The 9,793-nt window shown below is 44.2% G+C and carries 7 protein-coding genes and 1 pseudogene; 6 read left to right on the top strand and 2 right to left on the bottom strand.

What is annotated here, in order from left to right:
* Positions 1-289: 289 nt before the first annotated feature.
* Positions 290-799 (top strand): DoxX family membrane protein, encoded by a 510-nt coding sequence (locus B6A27_RS01560; protein WP_080859783.1) that lies wholly within the window; start codon positions 290-292, stop codon positions 797-799.
* 315 nt (positions 800-1,114) lie between these two features.
* Here the strand turns inward: B6A27_RS01560 and yfkAB are convergent, their stop codons facing one another.
* A complete protein-coding gene (yfkAB, locus tag B6A27_RS01570; protein WP_066146702.1) occupies positions 1,115-2,239 on the bottom strand; it encodes a radical SAM/CxCxxxxC motif protein YfkAB in 1,125 nt (374 codons plus the stop codon).
* Positions 2,240-2,341: 102 nt separating this feature from the next.
* Here yfkAB and B6A27_RS01575 point away from each other — a divergent pair, with 102 nt between their 5' ends.
* The 5 genes from B6A27_RS01575 (at position 2,342) to rlmD (ending at position 7,601) form a co-directional block, all read left to right on the top strand.
* On the top strand, positions 2,342-2,524 hold the full coding sequence (locus B6A27_RS01575; RefSeq protein ID WP_066146705.1) for an SE1561 family protein: 183 nt from the start codon (positions 2,342-2,344) through the stop codon (positions 2,522-2,524).
* A gap of 129 nt (positions 2,525-2,653) precedes the next feature.
* Positions 2,654-4,201, top strand: coding sequence for a fumarate hydratase (locus B6A27_RS01580; protein WP_080859788.1), 1,548 nt, complete (start codon positions 2,654-2,656; stop codon positions 4,199-4,201).
* Between the two features lie 312 nt (positions 4,202-4,513).
* Complete coding sequence (pdaA, locus tag B6A27_RS01585) at positions 4,514-5,284, top strand: delta-lactam-biosynthetic de-N-acetylase (protein ID WP_369818783.1); 771 nt, start codon at positions 4,514-4,516, stop codon at positions 5,282-5,284.
* Between the two features lie 56 nt (positions 5,285-5,340).
* Positions 5,341-6,207, top strand: coding sequence for a DNA-3-methyladenine glycosylase family protein (locus tag B6A27_RS01590; RefSeq protein ID WP_080859791.1), 867 nt, complete (start codon positions 5,341-5,343; stop codon positions 6,205-6,207).
* Between the two features lie 11 nt (positions 6,208-6,218).
* A complete protein-coding gene (gene rlmD / locus B6A27_RS01595; protein ID WP_080859793.1) occupies positions 6,219-7,601 on the top strand; it encodes a 23S rRNA (uracil(1939)-C(5))-methyltransferase RlmD in 1,383 nt (460 codons plus the stop codon).
* Between the two features lie 1,368 nt (positions 7,602-8,969).
* Here the strand turns inward: rlmD and B6A27_RS01600 are convergent.
* Positions 8,970-9,793 (bottom strand): annotated as a pseudogene (locus tag B6A27_RS01600) (IS110 family RNA-guided transposase); the annotation flags it as partial.

Consider the following 9,793-nt stretch of genomic DNA (forward strand, 5'->3'; position numbering starts at 1 on the left):
ATTTTTCCTAGTTATACACATAATTCACAAAGATATAAATATGCTTTTTGTGAATAACTTCTCTACTCTGTGTATAGCTTCAAAGGATTTGCCGCTTCTCATATAAATGGTTTTATTATGACAATCACGTGAACGATATTGCAAATAAAGTAAAAATAAATTACACTAAAGATGTAATGAATTAGTGAAATGTTTCACAAAATAATGCGAAAGAACAGAACTTTATACACTTATTTTTTTAGTACGTTATGTGAAATATTTCACAAATAAAATTTGGGAGGAATAAAAAATGAGATGGTATCAGACTCCTCAAGCAGCCGTTATTTGGACCGTGATGAGAGTATGGTTGGGAATTCAGTGGTTGGAAGCAGGACTTCATAAGGTGACAGGGGAATTTGATGCGAGTGGCTTTTTACAAGGTGCTCTGGCAAAAGCGACAGGAGAAAATCCAGCTGTTCAAGGATGGTATGCTGCTTTTCTTGAAAATGTTGCGATTCCAAATGTCAAGCTATTTAATATTCTGATCCCATATGGTGAAGTGCTTGTTGGGGTAGGGTTAATCATTGGAGCGGCAACGATTCCAGCATTGCTCGCAGGAGCGTTTATGAACTTAAACTTCTTATTAGCGGGTACGGTGAGCACAAATCCCGTTTTATTAACAGCGGCAGTTATATTACTATTTGTAAGAGCAGGGGCTTACTATTTTGGAGTAGATCGATTTGCGATACCAGCTTTGAAGCAATACATTGGTCAACGTAGAACACGAACAACCCAACAAAAACGAGCAGCTGCACATTAAGGAAAGGATCTCCTCCTTAGATTGGACTCGTCCCAAAAGAGCGTGTCAGATGTCCGCTAATTTCAGAAGGGGGTATTGCCACTATCCTGAATCCTGTTTGCACCTTTTCCAGTCTACCGAACAGAAATCGAGTAAACGACAGATTGCCCTTAATGTTTCCGAACGCATCTTCTATCTCCACTTTACTCTTCGCATAAAGGTCTGCCTTCTGTTCGTCATTGAGGGCTACTTTTGTCTTTGATTTCATTTTAGTGGCAGACAAAGTCCTTTTCGGCTTTGTCTGCCATTTTACAATATCTAGGATGAATACGATGTTTATTTGATGATGCGCGCAGCTCTATTGGTAAAATCAACATCGCAATAATAGCTATTCTTAACAAGAACATTTGGGCCGAGGCATTGCACCGATGGACAGTGGCAATTCAGTTGTTGGGCAAGCGAAGAATTCATCCATCTTTCATAGGCCTCAAGCAGAGAGTGATGCTGGATATTGCCGAGTGATGGTTCGTCGCCGAAGTCCGTTACAATAATTTCTCCAGTAAAAATGTTGACATTTAAGCGGGACCGACCATCTGGATCGTTGCGCACAGTCACATTTTTGCTGGCATATAGCCGTTTCAGTAAGGCGAGATCGTCTTCGTTACTGCTGCAAGGATAAAATGGCAGCGTTCCGAAGAGCATCCAGACGTTTTCATCGCGAATATCCAGCAAATAATGAATGGCTTTCCGCAGCTCATCAAGCGACAGCGCTTCTAGAGCACTGGCAAAGTCGCTCGGGTACATCGGATGCACCTCATGCCGCTTACATTGCATTTCATGAACAATTTGATTATGAATGTTTTTTAAATGCGGCAATGTCCGTTTATTGAGCATCGTTTCGGCAGAGACGATAACTCCCATTTGTGAAAGAGCTTTGGCGTTTTCAATCATTCGTTCAAAGTAGGCTTCGCGCTGGCGGATGTTTGGCTTTCGTTCCATCATGGCAAACCCGCCTTCAACAAAATCCTCCATTGTGCCCCAGTTATGAGAAATATGAAGCACATCTAAATATGGAATAATTTTTTCATAGCGCTCTAAATCCAGCGTTAAGTTGGAGTTGATTTGTGTCCGCACTCCGCGTTCGCGGGCATATTTCAATAATGGAACGACATACTCGTTAACCGACTTGAGCGAAAGCATCGGTTCTCCGCCTGTAATACTTAACGAACGCAAATATGGAATTTCTTCCAGACGCCGGATAAGCAGATCAAGAGGCAATGCTTTAGGATCTTTCGTTTGTAATGTATAACCAACAGCGCAATGTTCACAGCGCATATTACATAATGTGGTGGTCGTAAATTCGACATTGGTTAACTGCAATGAACCGTATTGCTGAACATCCAGATAGGCCTCCCATGGGTCAAAGGATGGGCTAATCGGTTCCAGTGTTAAACGAGCCATATCATTCTCCTTTACTATTTAAAGTCCATTCATCTTCATTATAGTTGATTGTCATTTCTTGAACAATCATGTACGATGAAAGGGAGAAAGGAGAGAAACGTAGTGGGTAATGCCGTTTATGAGAAAGAAAAACAATTGAAATATCTAGAGGAGCGTTTCAACATGCTGCTGCACATGCTTGATTCGCTAGATCCAGAGGCTGCGGATTTAGAGGATATTGATCGGCTCATTGCCGTCATTGATTCGCTCGAAATGAAATATGAACAATTCAAAAAAAGCTGGTAAAAAGCCGTCATACGGCTTTTTTCTTTTTTCCAATGCCATCCGTTTTCATCCATCACTAAAAAGGAGTATAATAAAAAAGAAGTCGAACGATGGATACATATGATGAACAAAGGGGAAGGGGCGTTTAGGATGGAAAAATTTCAAGAAAGTATGTACCAGCTTATTGTTGAGACATCAACGAAGCTTCCAAAAGATGTTCGGCGGGCCATCGCTCGCGCCAAAGCAAGAGAAAATGCCGGAACTCGTGCCGCAATGGCTCTATCGACCATTGCTGGGAATATAAAAATGGCCGATGAAAATGTATCGCCTATCTGTCAGGATACAGGGCTGCCAACATTTAAAATTAAGGTTCCTGTCGGAGTGAATCAAATTCAAATGAAAGAAGCGATTCGCCAGGCGGTCGTGCAAGCGACAAAAGATGGAAAGCTTCGGCCAAACTCCGTCGATTCGCTAACAGGAGAAAACAGCGGCGACAACTTAGGAGTAGGTGTCCCAGTCATAAAATTCGAGCAATGGGAAAAGGACTATATTGATGTTCGTCTCATTTTAAAAGGCGGCGGCTGTGAAAATAAAAATATTCAATATAGCTTGCCTTGCGAATTGGAAGGACTTGGACGAGCCGGACGCGATTTAGATGGAATCCGCAAATGTATTTTGCATTCCGTATATCAAGCGCAAGGCCAAGGATGCAGTGCCGGATTCATCGGTGTCGGCATCGGCGGCGACCGTTCTTCCGGATATGATCTGGCAAAGGAACAGCTCTTTCGTTCTGTGGATGATGTCAATCCGAACGAAGAACTTCGCCAGTTAGAAGAATATATTATGGAAAATGCTAATAAGCTTGGCATCGGCACAATGGGATTTGGCGGTGAAACGACGCTTCTTGGCTGTAAAATTGGTGTGATGCATCGTATTCCGGCTAGCTTCTTCGTTTCTGTTGCCTATAATTGCTGGGCATTCCGTCGTCTTGGAGTGAAGATTCATCCAGAAACAGGGGAAATTCAAGAATGGCTCTATCAAGACGGAGAAGATGTGGATTTTGCCGAAGAATTAGAGAAGGTGGAAGAAAAAGCTTCGACAGGAGTGGGAGAATCACGTGAAATTGTGCTCGAAGCGCCGATTACAGAAGAGCAGATTCGCCAGTTGAAAGTCGGCGATGTGGTTCGCATTAATGGCATGATCTATACAGGACGTGATGCGATCCATAAATATTTAATGGATCATGATGCTCCGGTTGATTTAAATGGACAAATTATTTATCATTGCGGTCCGGTTATGCTGAAAGATAAAGAAGGCAAATGGCATGTGAAGGCGGCAGGACCGACAACAAGCATTCGCGAGGAACCTTATCAAGGTGACATTATGAAAAAATTCGGCATTCGCGCGGTGATTGGAAAGGGCGGCATGGGAGCGAAAACATTGTCCGCATTAAAAGAACATGGCGGCGTTTACTTAAATGCGATCGGTGGAGCAGCACAATATTATGCGGACTGTATCAAATCGGTTGAGGGTGTCAATATGTTAGAATTTGGTATTCCAGAAGCGATGTGGCATTTGAAAGTGGAAAACTTTACCGCCGTCGTGACAATGGACTCTCATGGCAACAGCCTTCACGAGGATGTCGAAAAATCGTCATTAGAAACATTAGCGCAATTTAAAGAGCCGGTATTTAAATAAGCGGAAAAAACAAGGGTGTAGACAAAATCCATGTTGAGCTTGTCTGCAACCACTTTACGCATCATCTATTCCTGATCGTCCTAACTTGACAAGGCTTGGCCGATAAGAAACACAGCCGAGCGAGAAAACGAATCAAGGAAGCATCATGAAAGTGTTTGATAACAGTCTGAACCGCTAGCGATCAACGCTAGCGGTTTTTTTGCAGAAAATGGATTGACTAAGCAGCTCGCATAAAGAAAACCCTAATTATAGCGAATTTATTTTTAGGGGAGGGAAACAATGAAGCGACTTGTTTTATTTTTATCTTTATGGATGGTGGCCATTCCGCTCATGTCACAGACAGCTTACGCAACTGCCAACACCCCCATTCATTGGGGATTTGCCAAAAGCAAAGATCATAAGCCGCCGTCTGCCGGAAAGGAATGGAGCGAACTGCTTGTCAAATACGATGGTTTTTATATAGGAAATACGCAAAAAAAGGAGATTTATTTAACTTTTGATAACGGATATGAAAATGGCTATACGGCACAAATTTTAGATGTACTTAAGCAAAAGAGGGTACCAGCCACCTTTTTTGTGACAGGACATTATTTAGAAACGGCGCCTGATTTGGTCAAACGCATGGTGAAAGAAGGGCATATCGTCGGTAATCACTCTTGGCATCATCCTGATTTAACGCAAGTAAGCGATGAGCGCCTGCGCAAAGAGTTGGAATCCGTACGGCAAAGAACAGCGGAATTGACGGGACAAAAAGGCATGATGTACCTTCGTCCTCCACGGGGCATTTTCAGTGAGCGAACGATGGCCGTCGCTCGTGAGCTCGGCTATTACCATGTCTTTTGGTCGCTTGCCTTTGTCGACTGGAATACCGACCAGCAAAAAGGCTGGAAATATTCTTATGATCAGATTATGAAGCAAATTCATCCAGGAGCGATTATTTTGCTTCATACCGTTTCTAAAGATAATGCGGATGCGCTTGCCAAAGTAATTGATGATTTGCGCAAGCAAGGGTATACTTTTAAAAGTCTCGATGACTTAATGGCAGAAAAAATGCGTTTTCATCCGTTGCTCTTTACCCTTTGAGCTTTTGTTCAAAGGGTTTTGTTTCGTATAATGAAAGAAAAAAGGAAGGAACGGACATGTGGCAGCAACACATAAAAGTAAGCGCTCCTTATGATTTTTCACGCGTATTGGAAAGGTTGGAGCTAGACCCTCTCACAGTGGCCGATGTTGAACGACAGCGACTGGCTGTACCGCTTTATATCCGTGATGTTCCAGTGGCGGTTTTCGTCCAAAGCATCGGTGATAAAAGCAATCCGGCGTTTTTGGTTGAAGCGGAACACGAAGAGCTGAAGGAGGAAATTGTCAAAAGAATTTCCGATGTTTTTCAATGGAATGTGCCGCTTGCGCCGATTCACCAACATTTTTTGCAAACAGAATTGCGCGAGCTGTTTCTCGAGCATGAAGGAACACCGCTCATTTTGGACTTCGACCTTTATTTTTGTCTGATGAAGTGCTTTATTCACCAACAGCTTCATTTAAAAGTGGCCTATCGTTTAACCGAGCGGTTTGTGAAAGCTTTTGGAACGGAAAGAGAGGGAATCTGGTTTTATCCGCGGCCCGAGAAAATTGCCGCGCTTCATTATGATGATCTGCGGTCATTGCAACTCAGCGGTAAAAAGGCGGAATACATCATCCATACATCGCGGCTGATGGTGGAAGGGAAGCTGCGCTTGGGCGAACTGCGGCATGCGGAGGACGCGGAAGTGGCCAACATGCTGCTCCCGATTCGCGGCATTGGTCCATGGACAGTGCAAAATTTTCTTTTGTTTGGACTTGGACGCCCTAATCTGTTTCCAAAAGCCGATATCGGGCTGCAGCGAGCCATTCAAAAATTACTTCACTTAGAAACCAAGCCTTCTTTTGAGCAAATGGAGGCACTTGCTCAAAAATGGGAGCCGTATTTAAGCTATGCCTCGCTGTATTTATGGAGAAGCATCGAATAGGAGTTGAAAGCATGGGGAAAACAGCGATTACCATTCAGAAAGGACAACAATTTCCGTTGACGATTAAGCGGCTTGGCATCAATGGGGAAGGAGTCGGTTATTTTAAAAAGCAGGTTGTTTTTGTGCCAGGAGCGCTTCCAGGAGAAGAGGTCGTGGTAGAGGCGACAACTATTCATCCAAAATACGCTGAGGCGAAGATTAAAAAAATACGCAGATCGTCCGCTCATCGCGTCACTCCGCGTTGTCCCGTTTACGAGCAGTGCGGCGGTTGCCAGCTTCAGCATTTCGATTATCAAGCGCAGCTTGAGGCGAAGCGTGATATTGTCATCCAAGCGTTTGAACGGCACTGCCGCATTCCTGTGGAAGCGTTGGAGATCAAGCCGGCCATCGGCATGGAAGACCCATGGCATTACCGCAATAAAAGCCAATTTCAAGTCGGAAAGCGGAATGAAAACGTCATTGCCGGTCTGTATGGAATGGGCTCCCATCAATTAATTGATATCGCGGAATGCGTCATCCAGCATCAAGCTACAAATCGAGTAACGGCGATCGTCAAAACGATTTTAGAGGATTTACGCATCCCGATTTACAACGAGCGGAAACGGACGGGAATTGTGCGCACCATTGTTGCCAGAGTTGGCTTTCACACAAAAGAAGTGCAGCTTGTGTTCATTACCGCCAAAAAAGAACTGCCACGGAAAGAGCTGCTGATTTCAGAGATTCAGCGCCGGCTTCCGGAGGTGAAGTCGATCATGCAAAACGTGAACGGCCAGAAAACATCGCTTATTTTTGGCGAAGAGACATTTTTGCTTGAAGGGGAAGAGTACATTCAAGAGGTGCTTGGCGATCTTTCATTCGAGCTCTCGGCTCGCGCTTTTTTTCAATTAAATCCTGTGCAAACCGTCAAGCTCTATGATGAAGTGAAAAAAGCAGCAAGGCTGACAGGGCACGAAAAAGTGGTTGATGCATATTGCGGTGTCGGGACGATCGGGCTTTGGCTCGCGAAAGATGCCGGGGAAGTGCGCGGAATGGACACGATTCGTGAAGCGATTGAGGATGCACGCAAAAACGCTGCGCGCCACGGATTTCACCACGCGGTATATACGGTCGGAAAAGCAGAACATATTCTGCCAAAGTGGGTGAAACAAGGCTGGCGCCCCGATGTGGTGATCGTCGACCCGCCGCGCACCGGCTGTGACGAAGCTTTATTGCGCACCATTCTTCAGGTCAAGCCATCCAAAATCGTCTACGTCTCCTGTAACCCATCAAGCCTCGCGCGCGACATTGACCGGCTATCCAAAACGTATCAAGTCGACTACATCCAGCCCGTCGACATGTTCCCGCACACCGCGCATGTGGAGTGTGTAGTAGCAATGCAACGAGTTGATACGTAGAAATCCTTTATTTTCAATACTTTGCGCGGTTTATGGCTGTTACTGCAGACGGCAGCGACTTCAAAAATAAGGCATTCAAAAATAAAATGGGGGGTTCTGGTGTTTGGGCCCTGGATTTGGACGTCGGGTGCGTACAGATATTCATTCACTAAATGAGTTCAATTGAATATTTCGATGCAGGAGAGTCATTGGTTGCTTAGTGAGAGCCACTTGTTAATTGAGTAGAGCTGCAGGGCTTTGACGTTTTGCAAGCTTCATCCTGCTGAAAAATTGAAGGCCCCTCGCGAAAGGGGTCTTTATCTGTTTACATATCATGGATATATGCTTTCAGGATTTACGCTATTATCCTTTCGATTGCCTTGTGGTCGGAATCGGCGATTATGTTATTACAAAGAAACTGGATGAGGGGGGATGTAAAACCAAGTACGGAAGAGTCGAATGGCAGGGCACAACCGTTCTTGATATCATATATCCATGAACATCGTTTCGATTACCAATTGGGGAAAAGGTGCGAAGTATTGAAAGTTTCTCTAAGAGGTTATTATTAAGTGGCGTAATTGCCTTAAAAATGCTAGACAAAAGTGTCGAGAAGAATTGATACAGGAAGTGAAGCGTTGTGTATATCGAATCCCGTCAACTGAGTCTGTGCTTCCATCACCGCTACTCCGTCATGATGTTTCTTTGGAAAAACGAATTCATCCATACCGATTACTTACTGTGGGATTCGATGAGCCGGGGGATTGATAAAACTAGCGTTCTACCGTTCTACTGTCATGTAGGAGAGTTGTAACAAACGAGTGACTTCTTGAGTCGTTTTTTCCGATAAATATCTGAGCAACCCAAAAGTTGAAACGATTGCGTCGCGATGCCGGTTAGACGGAAGTCCCGTATAAGAAACTGTGAACGTCAGAAAACAGGCTTGGCAACGTCGTCTTTCTATGGGAAGTTCAATCAAAAAATGAATCGACCGTATTTGTATAGCTATGAACCTATTGTTTTTGTTTTCATAACGTTTGAGTGGTCCGTCCGAAATCAGTCGGGCAGATTGAGCAATGAAGAGAGAAGGAAAGTTCAAAAGTCCATCGATCCCTCTCTTTTCGTTCTCCTTGAATAAGAAAGCATAGTAAAGTGATCAAATCTTTGGTAAACTGAGATTGCATGTTGAATTTCCTCCTATGGTGAATGGTTTGGTACCTTTACCATGCAGGAAATTCCGCCTTTTTTTCTGTGAAAATCAACGAACCATGGCCGAAGTGGTATATTCCTCGATCAAATGGGACACCCTGTTAATGACCAAAAAAGGCAATAAGAAAGCAGAGCTACCTTATTTTTAGGTATCTTGTATAGTTCTTATTTTTTTTGGTTATACTAGTGAGTTGGCTGTTCTCGAAACGGTTCTTTTCGAGAAAGCATGCAGTACACAATGATAAGTACTCGGTGCGCGATCGCAACGAGTGCTTTTTTCGTTCCTCTCCGTGATTTCAATGACCAAAACTTTGCCGCCAAACGCTGATTCTTACATCGTGATAACGCCCATGCTGCCTCGCATAAAGCCGATTTGATATGAGGATTCCCTTTGGTTGTTCGCGTGCTTTTTCGTTTTCCGGCACTTTCGTGATTGCCTGGAGCGACCCCTGCCCATGAGGCGAGGTGCTGGGAAGTCGGAAATTGTCCCATATCCACTCCAATTTCCGCGATGATGACGGCGGCCGTTTCTTTTTTGACTCCTGGGATCGTCATCAGAAGTTCCAACTCCTGCTGATCCGCTTGTAAGAGTTGGTCGATTCGATGGTCCATCTCCTGAATCAAGCTTTCCAAATACTCGATGTGCTTCCACGATTGCCGAATCATGAACAATTGATGCTCCGTTAATGTACCAAAGAGCGATTCCTGAATTTGTGCCTTTTTTTTTCTTTCATCCTTCCGTGAATGCAAGCATCGATTTCCCACTCTTCGATATACCCTTGTTTCATTAAACGATCGAGCAATTTCCGGCCAGATGCTCCAAAGATATCGGAAATCACGGCGCTAAGCTTGATATTGGAACATTCCAATACTTTGTGAATTCGGTTCTTCTCTGCAGTCAATTGCCCCATCCACTTTTTGCGCAAACGGGTCAAATCCCGCAACTCACGAATATCCGCAGGTGGCACAAAACTCTTTTCAATCAATCCATGGCGTAACAAYTTGGC

This window comes from Anoxybacillus sp. UARK-01 (assembly GCF_002075365.1).
Taxonomy (GTDB): Bacteria; Bacillota; Bacilli; order Bacillales; family Anoxybacillaceae; genus Anoxybacteroides; species Anoxybacteroides rupiense.